14 protein-coding genes are annotated in these 14,373 nt (G+C 64.6%); 12 read left to right on the forward strand and 2 right to left on the reverse strand.

Annotated features, from left to right (window positions below; all coding sequences use genetic code 11):
* Positions 1–41: 41 nt before the first annotated feature.
* The 3 genes from LXM55_RS18360 (at position 42) to selO (ending at position 6,715) form a co-directional block, all read left to right on the forward strand.
* Positions 42–1,784: a potassium/proton antiporter gene (locus LXM55_RS18360; protein ID WP_233321665.1), complete on the forward strand. Its 1,743-nt coding sequence runs from the start codon at positions 42–44 to the stop codon at positions 1,782–1,784.
* Positions 1,785–1,848: 64 nt separating this feature from the next.
* Positions 1,849–5,202, forward strand: coding sequence for a mechanosensitive channel MscK (gene mscK, locus LXM55_RS18365; RefSeq protein WP_233321666.1), 3,354 nt, complete (start codon positions 1,849–1,851; stop codon positions 5,200–5,202).
* A gap of 49 nt (positions 5,203–5,251) precedes the next feature.
* Positions 5,252–6,715: a protein adenylyltransferase SelO gene (selO, locus tag LXM55_RS18370; protein WP_233321667.1), complete on the forward strand. Its 1,464-nt coding sequence runs from the start codon at positions 5,252–5,254 to the stop codon at positions 6,713–6,715.
* Between the two features lies 1 nt (position 6,716).
* On the opposite strand, the gene LXM55_RS18375 is transcribed toward selO, so the two are convergent.
* Positions 6,717–7,064 carry a helix-turn-helix domain-containing protein gene (locus LXM55_RS18375; RefSeq protein WP_233321668.1) on the reverse strand — a complete coding sequence of 116 codons (348 nt, stop codon included), beginning with the start codon at positions 7,062–7,064 and terminating at the stop codon, positions 6,717–6,719.
* 74 nt (positions 7,065–7,138) lie between these two features.
* Here LXM55_RS18375 and LXM55_RS18380 point away from each other — a divergent pair, with 74 nt between their 5' ends.
* The 3 genes from LXM55_RS18380 to trxC all read left to right on the forward strand — a co-directional run bounded on the left by LXM55_RS18380 (position 7,139) and on the right by trxC (position 8,965).
* Positions 7,139–7,399, forward strand: coding sequence for a hypothetical protein (locus tag LXM55_RS18380; RefSeq protein WP_233321669.1), 261 nt, complete (start codon positions 7,139–7,141; stop codon positions 7,397–7,399).
* An 83-nt stretch (positions 7,400–7,482) separates the two neighbouring features.
* Positions 7,483–8,439, forward strand: a complete 957-nt coding sequence (locus tag LXM55_RS18385) for a hypothetical protein (RefSeq protein WP_233321670.1) — start codon at positions 7,483–7,485, stop codon at positions 8,437–8,439.
* A 91-nt stretch (positions 8,440–8,530) separates the two neighbouring features.
* The gene (gene trxC, locus LXM55_RS18390) at positions 8,531–8,965 is read left to right on the forward strand and encodes a thioredoxin TrxC (protein ID WP_233321671.1); all 435 of its coding nucleotides are present in this window, start codon (positions 8,531–8,533) and stop codon (positions 8,963–8,965) included.
* A 51-nt stretch (positions 8,966–9,016) separates the two neighbouring features.
* On the opposite strand, the gene LXM55_RS18395 is transcribed toward trxC, so the two are convergent.
* The gene (locus tag LXM55_RS18395; RefSeq protein WP_060842278.1) at positions 9,017–9,787 is read right to left on the reverse strand and encodes a ParA family protein; all 771 of its coding nucleotides are present in this window, start codon (positions 9,785–9,787) and stop codon (positions 9,017–9,019) included.
* Positions 9,788–10,132: 345 nt separating this feature from the next.
* Here LXM55_RS18395 and LXM55_RS18400 point away from each other — a divergent pair, with 345 nt between their 5' ends.
* The 6 genes from LXM55_RS18400 to LXM55_RS18425 are packed head-to-tail and all read left to right on the forward strand — an operon-like array spanning position 10,133 to position 14,366.
* Positions 10,133–10,852 carry a beta-ketoacyl synthase chain length factor gene (locus LXM55_RS18400; protein WP_233321672.1) on the forward strand — a complete coding sequence of 240 codons (720 nt, stop codon included), beginning with the start codon at positions 10,133–10,135 and terminating at the stop codon, positions 10,850–10,852.
* The gene (locus LXM55_RS18405; protein WP_233321673.1) at positions 10,828–11,649 is read left to right on the forward strand and encodes a lysophospholipid acyltransferase family protein; all 822 of its coding nucleotides are present in this window, start codon (positions 10,828–10,830) and stop codon (positions 11,647–11,649) included. Before LXM55_RS18400 ends, LXM55_RS18405 begins: the two co-directional genes overlap by 25 nt.
* Positions 11,618–11,890 carry a phosphopantetheine-binding protein gene (locus LXM55_RS18410; protein WP_011058851.1) on the forward strand — a complete coding sequence of 91 codons (273 nt, stop codon included), beginning with the start codon at positions 11,618–11,620 and terminating at the stop codon, positions 11,888–11,890. The genes LXM55_RS18405 and LXM55_RS18410 overlap by 32 nt, the downstream gene beginning before the upstream one ends.
* A 9-nt stretch (positions 11,891–11,899) precedes the next feature.
* Positions 11,900–12,154: an acyl carrier protein gene (locus LXM55_RS18415; protein ID WP_233321674.1), complete on the forward strand. Its 255-nt coding sequence runs from the start codon at positions 11,900–11,902 to the stop codon at positions 12,152–12,154.
* Positions 12,151–12,696, forward strand: a complete 546-nt coding sequence (locus LXM55_RS18420; protein WP_233321677.1) for a hypothetical protein — start codon at positions 12,151–12,153, stop codon at positions 12,694–12,696. The genes LXM55_RS18415 and LXM55_RS18420 overlap by 4 nt, the downstream gene beginning before the upstream one ends.
* A complete protein-coding gene (locus LXM55_RS18425; protein ID WP_233321678.1) occupies positions 12,693–14,366 on the forward strand; it encodes an acyl-CoA synthetase family protein in 1,674 nt (557 codons plus the stop codon). The genes LXM55_RS18420 and LXM55_RS18425 overlap by 4 nt, the downstream gene beginning before the upstream one ends.
* Positions 14,367–14,373: the final 7 nt, after the last annotated feature.

Genomic DNA, 14,373 nt, shown 5'->3' on the forward strand with positions numbered 1-14,373 from the left:
GGTCAGTTTGCGCCCGCCTTTTTCGCCCTGGAGTAATGCCTTTGAATGCGACGACCATCAACAGCCTGTTCTTGATCGGCGCGTTGCTGGTAGGTGCGAGCATTCTGGTGAGTTCACTTTCATCACGCCTGGGCATCCCGATCCTGGTGATCATCCTCGCCGTGGGCATGACCGCCGGCGTCGATGGCGGCGGCATCATCTTCAACAACTACCCGACGGCCTACCTGGTGGGCAACCTGGCCCTGGCAGTGATCCTGCTGGACGGCGGCTTGCGCACCCGGGTGGCGAGTTTCCGCGTGGCGCTGTGGCCGGCGCTGTCCCTGGCCACGGTGGGGGTGCTGATCACCACCGGGCTGACCGGCATGGCCGCCGCCTGGCTGTTCGACCTCAACCCGATCCAGGGCCTGCTGATCGGCGCCATTGTCGGCTCCACCGACGCTGCGGCGGTGTTTTCGCTCCTGGGTGGCAAGGGCCTCAACGAACGGGTCACCGCCACCCTGGAGATCGAGTCCGGCAGTAACGACCCGATGGCCGTGTTTCTCACCGTAACCCTGATCGACATGCTCGCTCAGGGCCACACCGGCTTGCACTGGAGCCTGCTGGGGGACCTGATCCGTGAGTTCGGCATCGGCGCGATGATCGGCCTGGGCGGCGGCTGGCTGATGCTGCAACTGGTCAATCGCATCCATCTGGCCAACGGCCTGTACCCGATCCTGGTGGTGGCGGGCGGCCTGGTGGTCTTCGCCCTGACCAACGCCCTGCACGGCAGCGGCTTCCTCGCGGTGTACCTGTGCGGCCTGGTGATCGGCAACCGCCCGGTGCGCAGCCGCCACGGCATCCTGCACATGCTCGATGGCATGGCCTGGCTGGCGCAGATCGGCATGTTCCTGGTGCTGGGGCTGCTGGTCACCCCGCACGACCTGCTGCCCATCGCCCTGCCGGCCCTGGGCCTGGCGCTGTGGATGATCCTGTTCGCCCGGCCGTTGTCGGTGCTGGTGGGGCTGCTGCCGTTCAAGGCCTTCCATGGCCGGGAAAAGGCGTTTATTTCCTGGGTCGGGCTGCGTGGCGCGGTGCCGATCATTCTTGCGGTGTTCCCGTTGATGGCCGGGCTGCCCAATGCCCAGCTGTACTTCAACCTGGCGTTCTTCATCGTGCTGATCTCGCTGCTGGTGCAGGGCACCAGCCTGCCGTGGGTGGCCAAGTGGCTGAAGGTCACGGTGCCACCGGAGCCGGCGCCGATTTCCCGGGCGGCCCTGGAAGTCCACGTCACCAGCGAATGGGAGCTGTTCGTCTATCGCCTGGGGGCGGAGAAATGGTGCATCGGTGCGGCCCTGCGCGAGTTGAAAATGCCTGAAGGCACGCGGATCGCGGCGCTGTTTCGTGGCCAGCAACTGCTCCATCCGTCGGGTAGTACGGTGCTCGAAGCCGACGATCTGCTGTGCGTGATCGGCCATGAACACAACCTGCCGGCCCTCGGCAAACTCTTCAGCCAGGCCCCCGAACGCGGCCTGGACCTGCGGTTTTTCGGCGACTTCGTACTCGAAGGCGACGCCCAGCTGGGCGCGGTTTCGGCGCTCTACGGGCTCAAGCTCGACGGCCAGGACGCGGACATGCCGCTGGCTGCGTTCATCGCCCAGAAGGTCGGTGGCGCACCGGTGGTCGGCGACCAGGTGGAGTGGAACAACACCATCTGGACCGTGGCGGTGATGGACGGGAACAAGATTGGCAAAGTCGGCGTCAGATTCCCCGAAGGAAGTCGCCCCGGCCCCGGACTCTTCCTCTAAACTCGGGAGCGCGCCAGGCCTCGCCGCGACGCTCCCCCTTTTCCTACGTGCTCGACCGACTTCTATGCCTACCCTGCGTAAACTTTTCGCTGTTGCCCTGCTGGGCCTGAGCCTCTCTGTCGGCGCCGCACAGGGCGGCGATCCTCCCAGCGCCGAATCGGTCCAGCAGAGCCTGGACAGGATCGCCGAGCGCAAATTGCCGGAAGCCGATCAGAAGGCCCTGCAGACCCTGCTGCAGAACACCCTGAACCAGCTGGCCAACAAGCAGGGCTACGAGCAGCGCCTGAGCGACCTCAAGCAGCAATTGAGCAACGCGCCACGCCAGACCGCGGAAAACCAGCGCGAATTGGCCCGCCTGAAAGCCAGCAAAGTGGTCCCGGTGACCCAGCGTTACGGCTCGCTGCCGGTATCGCAGCTCGAACAGCTGCTGACCGAACGCACCAACCTGCAGGGCGACCTGCAAAAGGCCCTGGCAGACGCCAACACCCTGAACATCACCGCCCAGACTCGCCCCGAGCGCGCCCAGGCCGAAATCAGCAGCAGCCAGACACGCATCCTGCAGATCAATGCCGCGCTCAAATCCGGCAAGGACAGCGGCAAGCTGCTCAGCACTGACCAGCGCAACCTGCTCAACGCCGAACTGGCGGCGATCAACGCCCTGATCCCCCTGCGCCGCCAGGAACTGGCCGGCAACAGCCAGTTGCAGGACCTGGGCAGCAGCCAGCATGACCTGCTGATGGAAAAGACCGCGCGCCTGGAACAGGAAATCCAGGACCTGCAGACCCTGATCAACCAGAAGCGCCTGGCCCAGTCCCAGGAAACCGTGACCCAGCAGTCCATCGAAGCGCAGAAAGCCGGGAGCAGCAGCCTGCTGGCCACCGAGAGCGCCACCAATCTCAAGCTCTCCGACTACCTGCTCAAAAGCACCGACCGCCTCAACGAATTGACCCAGCAGAACCTGCTGACCAAGCAGCAGCTGGACAGCGTGACCCAGAGCGACGCCGCCCTGGACGAGCAGATCAACGTGCTCAAGGGCAGCCTGTTGCTGTCGAAGATTCTCTATAAACAGAAGCAGGCCCTGCCCCGCCTCAAACTCGACCGCGACCTGGCGGACGAAATCGCCGATATCCGCCTGTACCAGTTCGAGGTCAACCAGCAGCGCGAACTGCTGGGCAGCCCCAGCAGCTACGTCGACAACCTGCTCAAGACCCAGCCCCCGGAGCAGGTCACGCCACAATTGCGCCGGACCCTGATCGACCTGGCCATCACCCGCGCCGACCTGCTGGAGCGGCTGAACCGCGAACTGAGCGCGCTGCTCAATGAATCCATCACCCTGCAACTGAACCAGAAGCAGTTGCTCAGCACTTCCCAGAGCTTGCGGGCGACCCTCGACGAGCAGATGTTCTGGATCCCCAGCAACAAGCCGCTGGATGCCGAATGGCTGCAAAGCGTGCCCCAGCGCCTGGAACGCCAGGTCACGACGCTGCCCTGGGCTTCAAGCCTCAGCGAACTGACCGACGGCCTGGCCCAGCGACCGCTGCTGTTCCTGCCCCTGGCGCTGCTGATCGGCGCCCTGCTGTGGCGGCGCAAGGCCCTGTATGCGCGCCTGAACAAGGTGCACAAGGACATCGGCCACTTCAAACGCGACAGCCAGTGGCACACGCCGCTGGCGATCCTGGTGAACATTCTCCTGGCGATGCCGGTCACCCTGGCCCTGGCCTTGTGCGGTTATGCCCTGCAGATCGACGCCCGCGGACAGAACGCCAACCTCGGCGCGGCGCTGTTGCAGATCGCCCAGGCCTGGCTGGTGTTCTACACCGCCTATCGGATCCTCGCCCCCGGTGGCGTGGCCGAGCTGCATTTCCGCTGGGAAAAACCCCAGGTGGAATTCCTCCAGGGCTGGGTCCGGCGCCTGGGCCTGGTCGTGCTGGCCCTGGTGGCGGTGGTCGCGGTGGCCGAACATCAACCGGCGGCCCTGGCCGATGACGTGCTGGGCATCGCCGTGGTGCTGACCTGCTACGCGCTGATGGCCTGGCTGCTGAGCCGCCTGCTGCTGAGCAGCCCGACGCACCAGAACACCGCGCTGTTTCGCAAGGTCATGGGCGTGCTGTTCACCCTGTTGCCGATCGCCTTGTTCATCGCCGTGTGCTTCGGCTACTACTACACCGCCCTGAAACTCAGCGACCGGCTGATCAACACCCTGTACCTGCTGATGTTCTGGCTGGTGATCGAGGCCACCTTCGTTCGTGGCCTGAGTGTCGCCGCGCGGCGCCTGGCCTATCAGCGGGCCCTGAGCAAGCGCCAGGCAGCCAAGGAAGCCGGGGAAAGCGGCGAGTCGGTGGTGGAAGAGCCAACCCTGGATATCGAGAAAGTCAACGAACAGTCCCTGCGCCTGATCCGCCTGGCCCTGCTGGGCGGTTTCATGGCGGCGCTGTACTGGGTCTGGGCGGACCTGATCACGGTCTTCTCCTACCTAGACAACGTCACCCTCTACGAATACACCAGCGGCACCGGCGCCAACATGAGCATGGTGCCCATCAGCATCGGCGACGTGCTCGGGGCGCTGATCATCGTCGGCATCACCTTCGCCCTGGCGCGCAACCTGCCGGGCCTGCTCGAGGTCCTGGTGCTGTCCAAACTGGACCTGGCCCAGGGCAGCGCCTACGCCACCACCACCCTGCTGTCCTATGCCATTGCCGGGATCGGTTTCGTCGCCACGCTTTCGACCCTCGGGGTCAGCTGGGACAAGTTGCAGTGGCTGGTAGCGGCCTTGTCGGTGGGCCTGGGCTTCGGCATGCAGGCGATCTTCGCCAACTTCATCTCCGGCATCATCATCCTGTTCGAGCGCCCGGTACGGATCGGCGACACCATCACCATCGGCAACCTGTCGGGCACGGTGAGCAAGATCCGCATCCGCGCCACCACCATCACCGACTTCGACCGCAAGGACATCATCGTCCCCAACCAGACCTTCATCACCGGGCAACTGATCAACTGGTCGCTGACCGACACCATCACCCGGGTGACCCTCAAGCTCGGCGTCGACTACGGCTCGGACCTGGACCTGGTGAAAGAGCTGCTGCTCAAGGCCGCCCGGGAGAACCCGCGGGTGCTCAAGGAACCGGAGCCCCATGTGTACTTCCTGAACTTCGGTGAAAGCACCCTGGACCATGAACTGCGCATGCACGTGCGTGAGCTGGGGGACCGCAACCCGGTGGTCGACGAGGTCAACCGCTTCATCAACCGCGAATTCAAGAAGCAGCACATCAACATCTCGTTCCGGCAGATGGAGGTCTACCTGAAGAACCTCCACGGCCAGGAATACAAGATGGTGCCCATCGAACCCGAGACCAAGACCATAGTCCCGGTGGCCGAGGGCAAGCCGCTGCAGGAACCGCCGCCCGGCAAACTCGACTAAGGCCTCTATCCCTAGCAGAATGCTCGGACATTCTGCTGGGAGATGGCCGTTGAAAGCCCTCGACGAACTGACCTTCGACAACCGCTTCGCTCGCCTGGGCGATGCCTTCTCGACCCACGTACTGCCCGAACCCCTGGACAACCCGCGGCTGGTGGCGGCCAGCCCCGCCGCCATGGCGTTGCTGGACCTGGACCCGGCCGTGGCCGAAAGCCCGGTGTTCGCCGAACTGTTCGGCGGGCACAAGCTATGGGCCGAAGCCGAACCCCGGGCCATGGTCTATTCCGGGCATCAGTTCGGCTCCTACAACCCGCAACTGGGGGACGGTCGCGGCCTGCTGCTGGGCGAGGTCTACAACCAGGCGGGGGAACACTGGGACCTGCACTTGAAAGGCGCCGGGCAGACCCCTTACTCCCGCATGGGTGATGGCCGCGCGGTACTGCGCTCGTCGATCCGTGAATTCCTCGCCTCCGAAGCCCTGCATGCCCTGGGCATTCCCAGCAGCCGCGCGCTGTGCGTGATCGGTTCGGACACCCCGGTGTGGCGCGAGAAGCAGGAGCGCGGGGCGATGGTCCTGCGCCTAGCGCCGAGCCATGTCCGCTTCGGCCACTTCGAATACTTCTACTACACCAGGAAACCCGAGCAGCAGAAGCAGCTGGGGGAGCATGTGCTGGCCCTGCATTTCCCCGAATGCCTGGAGCAGCCGGAACCCTACCTGGCGATGTTTCGCGAGATCGTCGAGCGCAATGCCGAGCTGATCGCCAAATGGCAGGCCTACGGCTTCTGCCACGGGGTGATGAACACCGACAACATGTCGATCCTGGGCATCACCTTCGACTTCGGCCCGTTCGCCTTCCTCGATGATTTCGACGCCCACTTCATCTGCAACCACTCCGATGACCAGGGCCGCTATTCCTTCAGCAATCAGGTGCCCATCGGCCAGTGGAACCTCAGCGCCCTGGCCCAGGCCCTGACCCCGTTCATCAGCGTCGAGGCGCTACGGGAAAGCCTCGGCCTGTTCCTGCCGCTGTATCAGGCCCACTACCTGGACCTGATGCGCCGGCGCCTGGGCTTCACCCAGGCCGAGGACGACGATCAGAAGCTGGTGGAACGCCTGCTGCAACTGATGCAGAACAGCGGCGTGGACTACAGCCTGTTCTTCCGCCGCCTGGGGGACGAGGCGCCGGAACAGGCGCTGGCCCGGCTGCGGGACGATTTCATCGACCGCGACGGCTTCGATGCCTGGGCTGGGCAATACCGGGAACGGGTCGCCCGCGATCCGATCCAGGGCCAGGACCTGCGCCGGGAACGCATGCACGCGGTCAATCCGCTGTACATCCTGCGCAACTATCTGGCGCAGAAAGCCATCGACGCCGCAGAGGCGGGGGATTACTCAGAAGTGCGGCGCCTGCACCAGGTACTGAGCCGGCCTTTTGAAGAGCAAGAGGGCATGCAAGGGTATGCCGAACGTCCGCCAGAGTGGGGCAAGCACCTGGAAATCAGCTGCTCGTCCTGAGTCAGGCGAAGGTCTCCATCGACAACTTGAAGCGCTCGGCCAGCCAGCGGATCTGCCGCAGGTTGAGCTGGCGCTTGCCACTGAGCACTTCCGACACCACCGATTGCGCGCCCACCCCGGGCAGGTCGCTTTGAGTCAGGCCATGTTCACGCATCAACGAGCGTAGAACCTCCACTGCGCTGACCGCCGGCATCGGATGGTGCTCTTCGTCGTAGGCCTCGATCCAGTCACCCATGATGTCCACCAGCGAAGCCAGTGGGTGCGATTCGTCTTCACCCATGATGTCCAACAGCTCATCGAGTGCCAGGGCCAGCGCCTCGGCCGTCGTGCAGAAAAGCGCCAAACACAAGATTGCGCATGGACCCGTCCGCAGCGGATGCGGATAATGCGCGCCCCTGATTTCCAGTACCTGCAAGGATGCGCATGAACCTGTTCCTCACCCTGGCCACCCTGGTTTTCGGCGTGATAACCCTGGTGTCGGCCATCATCTACCTGAGCCGCCGCGCCAAGTACTGCATGAACCTGCAGGCCCAGTCGATAAAACACGTGTCGATCGCCGGTACTCCCGTGGAATTCCCCTACCCGATGGACAGCTTCCTGGCCGACAGCAACCAGGCCGAAGTGGTGATCGCCAAGAAGTTCACCGTGGTCATCGGCCTCAACGGGCATCGCCTGGCCCTGTGACGCACCGGCGGCCTGACTGCCACCTTCACCGCTCGCCCATGCCACGAGCCCTGTCCCCCATCGACGCCCTGCACGAGTCCGCCATGAAACCTCGCTACCTACTGCTGTTGCCGCTGCTGATCGCCCTGACCGGGTGCAAGGAAGATTTCGCCACCCTGCACTTCCAGGAGTCGGTGCGTTCCGACCCCAAGGCCGGCCCGCAATACTCCGACCAATTGGTGCACGAAGCGTACAAGCAGAGCATCTACAGCGCGCTCGACGCCCAGGGCCTGGACCCGGATGCCATCGCCCTGGAACGCGACAAGGAGGATGACAAGGTGATCCACCTGCGCCTGGTGGACTACTCCCTGAGCCCGGAACAACGGGGCCGCCTCAAGGCGCTCTTCGAGCAGGTCACCGAGGCGCGCAAGGCCAGCTCGATGAACCTGCGCCTGGAGCTGGACAACGCCCATGCCAAGGTCACCCCGTCCGGCACCAGCGACTTGCCGGAGCGCATCGACGCCAACCTGGCGTTCGAGCCGCAGTTCGGCATGCTGCTGGACCGCAGCTACGAAGACAGCATGCAGGCCATCGTCAACGCGAGCGAAATCCAAGGCCCGGTCAGCTGCAAGATCACCGCGCGCCTGACGCTGCCCATGCCCTTGAAACTGATCGCCTACGAAGCCCTTGAACAGGACAACAGCGAGCGCGGCCTGATCTCCTTGCTGACCCGCAGCGGCAGCATTGCCAAGGTGCCACTCAAGGTGCATTTCGATGACCCGGACCTGAACCGGCTCCTGCAACAGAAAACCGTCCAGGCCTGGCCATCCAGCTCGAAGATCACCCGGCCCGCCCCCGTGCCCCTCGACGAATTCGCCATCGTCATCGGCTCCATCGGTGTCCAGACCCTGACCTCGGCCCTGCCCTTCGACACCCGCAAGGACGAGCTGCAAGCGCTGTGCGAGCAGAAGATGCAGACCCTGGGCCGGCCCTTTACCTTTTACATCGGCCGCTCCATGGACCGTCTGGTCAGCGTCGAACTGGCCTCGCCCAGCCCGTGAAGCCATGGCAACACCTGCCCGGCGGGCGCCAACTTGATATTCAGCCCTGGCGCCGCCATCTAGGGCGCTCTACCTATTTGCGGAGCCCATCATGTCCGAGCCACTGCTGATTCCCTGCCCGCACTGCAACGGCCTCAACCGCATCCCCGGCGAACGCCTGGGCGATCAGCCCAAGTGCGGACGCTGCAAGGCCGAGGTCTTGCTGAACAAGCCTTTCGACTTGAAACAAGGCGACTACGCCAGCCAGATCAAGGGCGACCTGCCGTTGCTGGTGGACGTGTGGGCCGACTGGTGCGGGCCGTGCAAATCCTTTGCGCCGATCTTTGCGCAAGCCGCCACGCAACTGCGCGGCCAATGCCGGCTGGCCAAGCTCGACAGCGAAGCCAACCCGCAGTTGTCGGGACAATTGGGCATTCGCTCGATTCCCAGCCTGATCCTGTTCAAGAACGGCCGCGAAGTGGCTCGGCAAAGCGGCGCCTTGCCTTTGCCACAACTCATGGGCTGGTTGCGCAGCCAGGGGATTTAACGTGACGCCATGAGCCGCAGGACACGCCCTGCGCTCACGACCACTTGAGGGTCAGGCGTTTTCCAGCAGGTTGTGCAGGTCGACGAACTGCTGGGTCAGCTTGTGCCGTGGGTCGAGATGGATCAACGGCATGCTGGCCTGGTGCGATTCACGCATGCGCACCGAACTGCCCAGGTACACCGGCAGCACCGGCAGACCTTCGCTGATCAACTCATCGAGCATCTGCTGCGGCAGGCTGGCCCGGGCCTGGAACTGGTTGACCACGATGCCCTCGACCTCCAGGCCCTCGTTGTGGTCTTCCTTCAACTCTTCGATCTCTGCCAGCAGGCCGTACAGCGCCTGGCGGGAAAAACTGTCGCAGTCGAAGGGGATCAGCACGCGATCGGCGGCGATCAGTGCCGATACCGCGTAAAAATTCAGGGCCGGCGGGGTATCCAGGTAGATCCGGTCGTAATCCTCGGCCAGTTCGTCCAGCAATTTGCGCAGCTTGTTGATCTTGTGCTTGGCCTCAAGCTTGGGCTGCAGGTCCGCCAGTTCGGCGGTGGCCGTGACCACGTGCAGGTTGTCGAAAGGCGTTTCGTAGATATCCACCTGGTTCTTCTTGGCGAACGGCCCGGACGACAGGGTCTGCTTGAAGAAATCGGCAATGCCCATGGGAATGTCCTCGCCGGTCAGGCCGGTGAGGTACTGGGTCGAGTTGGCCTGGGCATCCAGGTCCACCAGCAAGGTGCGATAGCCCTCGCTGGCGCTGACCGCCGCCAGATTGCAGGCAATACTGGATTTGCCCACGCCACCTTTCTGATTGAACACCACACGCCGCATGTCTAGACCTCCCTGTATCAAAGATCACCGAGTGTAGTAGGCCACCTCACCCCTTAGCTACCTCGACAGCGCAAGAGTTTGCACAGCCCCGGCGCCTCTGGCCCGGGCCAGGCAAAGGCCTGGCGAGGGGGGATGGCGCTCGGAGCAAGCATCGATAGTGGCAAATAGACACCTTTCGCCACCTCAGATTCGTCGCTTTTACGACCAACAGACCAAGCAGCATTTGCTACAAGCCAGTCGCACCGGGATAATGCGCGCCACTGACGCCTTCGCGTCATTCAGGTCAATCGCCGTTCGAAGCGATACACCGCGTCAAGGAAGCCCGCAGGGGCGGGATGAAATCAAGTGATCAAGTTCAACATCGCTCAATGGCGTGCGTGGGCCCCTGGGCTCGAAAGCGTGGACGCCTGGCAGGCCTGGAGCCATCAGCCGGCCCTGCCTGAAAACAGCGATGCCGCTCCCGATGTGTCCTTTCTCCCTGCCATGCAACGGCGCCGCCTCAGTCGCCTGGCGCGCATGGCCTTCAGCGTCGGCTGGCCCCTGGCCGAGGGCCTGGAACAGCTGCCACTGGTGTTCATCTCCCGGCATGGCGAAACCCCGCGCACCTTCGAGATCCTCAGCGACCTGGCCGCCGAGCAGCCGCTGTCGCCCACCCAGTTCAGCCTGTCGGTGCACAACGCGGTGATCGGCCTGTGGTCGATCATGCGCGGCGAAACCAGCGAGATGACCGCCCTGGCCGCCGCCGGTGATGGCCTGGAACACGGCCTGCTGGAAGCCGCCACCCTGCTGGCCGACGGCGCGCCCCATGTGCTGCTGGTGATCACCGAGGAGCAGCCGCCCGAAGCCTATGCCAGCTGGATCGACGACGTGCCGTTCCCCTACGCCCTGGGCCTGCTGCTGACTCCGGGCGACGACTGGCAGCTGTCGTTGGGCAGCGACGACGGTCAAACGCCCAAGGCCCAATGGCCCCATGCCCTGAACCTGTTGCGCACCCTGCTGGGCGCGCAGACCTTTTGCCAACATGCCTGGATGAATCGTGTATGGACCTGGCAACGCAACCGCTGAGTGCCAAGGGCCGCAATGCCTACTACTGGCGCCTGATGGCCACCGCGCTGAGCTTTGCACTGTTCGGAATAGGTGGTTTGTGCCTGCGCCTGGTGATTTTCCCGCTGCTTGCCTGCCTGCCCGGCGATGCCCACAACCACCGCCAGCGGGCGCGCAACACCGTCAGCCGGCTGTTCTGGCTGTTTATCCGCTTCATGGCCAGGAGTGGCGTGCTCACCTATGAGGTGCAAGGCGCCGAGCGGCTCGGGCGACCGGGGCAGATGATCATCGCCAACCACCCGTCGCTGATCGACGTGGTGTTCCTCATCGGCCTGGTGCGCGACGCCAACTGCGTGGTGAAACAGAGCCTGTGGAGCAACCCCTTTACCCGCGGGCCGGTGCGCGCCACCCAGTACATCAGCAACGACGGCAGCCTGGACATGCTCGATGCGGCCTCCGGGGCACTGCGGGAAGGCCAGACCCTGATCGTCTTTCCCGAAGGCACCCGGACCCAGCCCGGCAGCGCCCCGGCCTTTCATCGGGGAGCCGCGGCCATCGCCCTGCGGGGTGCGAAAATCATTACCCCGGTGGTGATCCGGGTCAGCCCCAGCACCCTGACCAAGGCCGAGCCCTGGTACCGCATCCCGCCACGCCGTGTGCACTTCAGTTTTCACGTCGGTGCCGATATAGACCCACAGACCTTTGCAGCCCAAGGCCCGGCGCCCCAGGCTTCGCGCAAGCTCAATGAGCACTTGCACCATTTTTTCATTAAGGAGCTCGCCAGAGATGAGCGATACACACCCGGACCTGATGCTTGAAATCAAACTGCTGATCATCGACGCCCTGGGCCTCGAAGACATCAGCGCCCAGGACATCGGCAACGATCAGACGCTGTTCGGCGAAGGCCTCGGCCTGGACTCGGTGGACGCCCTGGAACTGGGCCTGGCGATCCAGAAAAAGTACGGCATCAAGATCGATGCCGACGCCAAGGACACCCGCAACCACTTCAGTAACGTGGCGAGCCTTGCGGCGTTCGTCACTGCAAAACAGGCAGCTTGAGAACCGACCATGCAAACCCGTGACGACATCTTCAACACCCTGCGCGATGCCCTGGTCGAACTCTTCGAACTGGAGCCCGAGCGCATCAGCCTCGAATCCAACCTGTACCAGGACCTGGAAATCGACAGCATCGACGCGGTCGACCTGATCGACCACATCAAGCGTCAGACCGGCAAGAAAATCGCCGCCGAGGAATTCAAGTCGGTGCGCACCGTCAACGACGTGGTCGAGGCGGTCTACCGTCTGGTCCAGCCGGCCGCATGAGCCGGCTGATCGGCCTGGGCTTGTTGCTGGCCGGCCTGCTTTACCCCTTCGCGGTGTACTTCGGCATGGAGCACTTCGCTCCGTGGCAGTTCGGCCTGCTGCTGGGCGGCCTGTGGCTGGCCCGGGCGCTGACCGGCGAACGCCGCCCCGGCAGCCTGTGGATGGCCGTTGCGGCGATCGCCTTCTGCCTGCTGCTGGCCTGGTTCGACAACCCGGCGCTGCTGCGCTGGTACCCGGTGCTGATCAGCAGCTTCATGCTCGGCCTGTTCGGCCTGAGCCTGAAATATGGCCCACCGGTGGCGGAACGCCTGGCGCGCCTTGGCGAGCCGGACCTGCCGGAAAAAGCCATACGTTATACGCGTCAGGTGACCATCGCCTGGAGCGTGTTTTTCCTCTGTAACGGAGTGCTCGCCGCGGCCCTGACCCTGTGGGCGCCGCTGAGCTGGTGGACGTTGTACAACGGCCTGATCGCCTACGGGCTGATGGGCCTGCTGTTTGCCATTGAATGGCTGTTACGACAACGGGTAAGAGGCCGTAGATGAACTGGATTCCCCTTGAGCGGCTGTTGCTCAAGACACACACACCGCGGGCCGTCAGCGCCGCGCCGGCCATCGACCTGGAGCCCCTGCAGGCGCAGGCCCTGAGCCTGGCCGCCGCCCTGCAAGCCCGTGGCGTGCGGCGCCTGGCGGTGCACCTGGAAGATGCCGTGGAACTGGCGGTGGCGCTGCTCGGCGCCTGGCGCGCCGGGGTCAGCGTGCTGCTGCCCGCCGACCTGCAAGCCCAGACCCGCCAGCGCTGGTCGAGCGAAGTCGACCTGTGGCTGACCGATCAGGACACGCCCCTGCAACAGTTGCAGGCCCAGCCCCTGGCACCGGCCGAACTGGACCTGGACAGCTGCCAGTTGAGCCTGTGCACCTCGGGCTCCAGCGGCGAACCCAAGCGCATCGAAAAGAACCTGCGGCAACTGGCCAACGAAGTCAGCGCCCTGGAACAGCTGTGGGGCGCTGACCTGGGCCAGGCCTGGATCATCGGCAGCGTCGCCACCCAGCACATCTACGGCTTGCTGTTCCGCGTACTCTGGCCGCTGTGTGCCGGGCGCCCCTTCGTGCGCCGCCAACTGCCCTTTCCCGAAGACCTGCAACGGGCCAGCCGCGAATGCCCGGCATTCGCCTGGGTGGCCAGCCCCGCGCTGCTCAAGCGCATGGGCGACAACCTCGACTGGCCAGCCCTGAGCCAGGTACGGCGGGTATTTTCCTCCGGCGGCGCCTTGCCCGCCGACGCCGCCAGCAGCCTGCAACAACGCCTGCGGCAATGGCCAACGGAGATCCTCGGCAGCTCGGAAACCGGTGGCATTGCCTGGCGTCAGGGCCAGGCCCTGTGGCAGCCCTTCGCTGACGTGCGCCTGAGCCAGGACCCCGACGGCGCGCTGCTGATCGCCTCGCCCTACCTGCCGGCCGGGCATGTCGAACACACGGCCGATGCCGCGCGGATCGCCGAAGACGGGCGCTTCGAATTGCTGGGGCGCCTGGACCGCATCGTCAAGCTGGAAGAAAAACGCATCTCCCTGCCCATGCTGGAACAGGCCCTGGCCAGCCATGAGTGGGTGGCGGAAGCCCGGCTCGGGGTGATCGAAGACAACCGCGCCTACCTCGGCGCCCTGCTGGTGCTCAGCGAACCCGGCCTGCACGCCCTGCGCAACCAGGGCCGGCGCCACCTGACCCAGACCCTGCGCCAGCACCTGTCCCGGCACTGCGAGGCCTTGGCCCTGCCGCGACGCTGGCGCCTGGTGCGGCAACTGCCGCTGAACAGCCAGGGCAAGTTGCCCCAGGCGCAGGTGCAGGCCCTGCTGCTGGCGCCACGCCCGCAGGCCCCGGAAGTGCTGGAGCAGGTGCAGCACGAGGACGAGTGGCAACTGCAATTGGCGATCCCGCCGGACCTGGCGTATTTCAGCGGGCACTTCCCGCAGACCCCGGTGCTGCCAGGGGTGGTGCAAGTGGATTGGGCCCTGGCCCTGGGCCAGCAACTGCTGGCACTGCCGGGACGCTTCACCGGCATGGAAGTGCTGAAGTTCCAGCAACTGGTGCGCCCCGGTGATCGTATCCAGTTGAACCTGCGCTTCGATGCCCAGCGCCAGAAACTGTATTTCGCCTACCTCAATGACGGCGCTCCTTGCTCCAGTGGGCGGATCGTCCTGGAGGCCAGCTGTGGATAACTCTTCC

It is taken from the genome of Pseudomonas sp. Au-Pse12 (assembly GCF_021341665.1).
Taxonomy (GTDB): Bacteria; Pseudomonadota; Gammaproteobacteria; order Pseudomonadales; family Pseudomonadaceae; genus Aquipseudomonas.

Bases quoted from the DNA above. Each gene is read 5' to 3' on its own strand.
- mscK (WP_233321666.1), top strand. From the start codon at position 1,849: ATGCCTACCCTGCGTAAACTTTTCGCTGTTGCCCTGCTGGGCCTGAGC.
- LXM55_RS18380 (WP_233321669.1), top strand. From the start codon at position 7,139: ATGAACCTGTTCCTCACCCTGGCCACCCTGGTTTTCGGCGTGATAACC.
- LXM55_RS18385 (WP_233321670.1), top strand. From the start codon at position 7,483: ATGAAACCTCGCTACCTACTGCTGTTGCCGCTGCTGATCGCCCTGACC.
- trxC (WP_233321671.1), top strand. From the start codon at position 8,531: ATGTCCGAGCCACTGCTGATTCCCTGCCCGCACTGCAACGGCCTCAAC.
- LXM55_RS18395 (WP_060842278.1), bottom strand. From the start codon at position 9,787: ATGCGGCGTGTGGTGTTCAATCAGAAAGGTGGCGTGGGCAAATCCAGT.
- LXM55_RS18405 (WP_233321673.1), top strand. From the start codon at position 10,828: ATGGACCTGGCAACGCAACCGCTGAGTGCCAAGGGCCGCAATGCCTAC.
- LXM55_RS18410 (WP_011058851.1), top strand. From the start codon at position 11,618: ATGAGCGATACACACCCGGACCTGATGCTTGAAATCAAACTGCTGATC.
- LXM55_RS18415 (WP_233321674.1), top strand. From the start codon at position 11,900: ATGCAAACCCGTGACGACATCTTCAACACCCTGCGCGATGCCCTGGTC.
- LXM55_RS18420 (WP_233321677.1), top strand. From the start codon at position 12,151: ATGAGCCGGCTGATCGGCCTGGGCTTGTTGCTGGCCGGCCTGCTTTAC.
- LXM55_RS18425 (WP_233321678.1), top strand. From the start codon at position 12,693: ATGAACTGGATTCCCCTTGAGCGGCTGTTGCTCAAGACACACACACCG.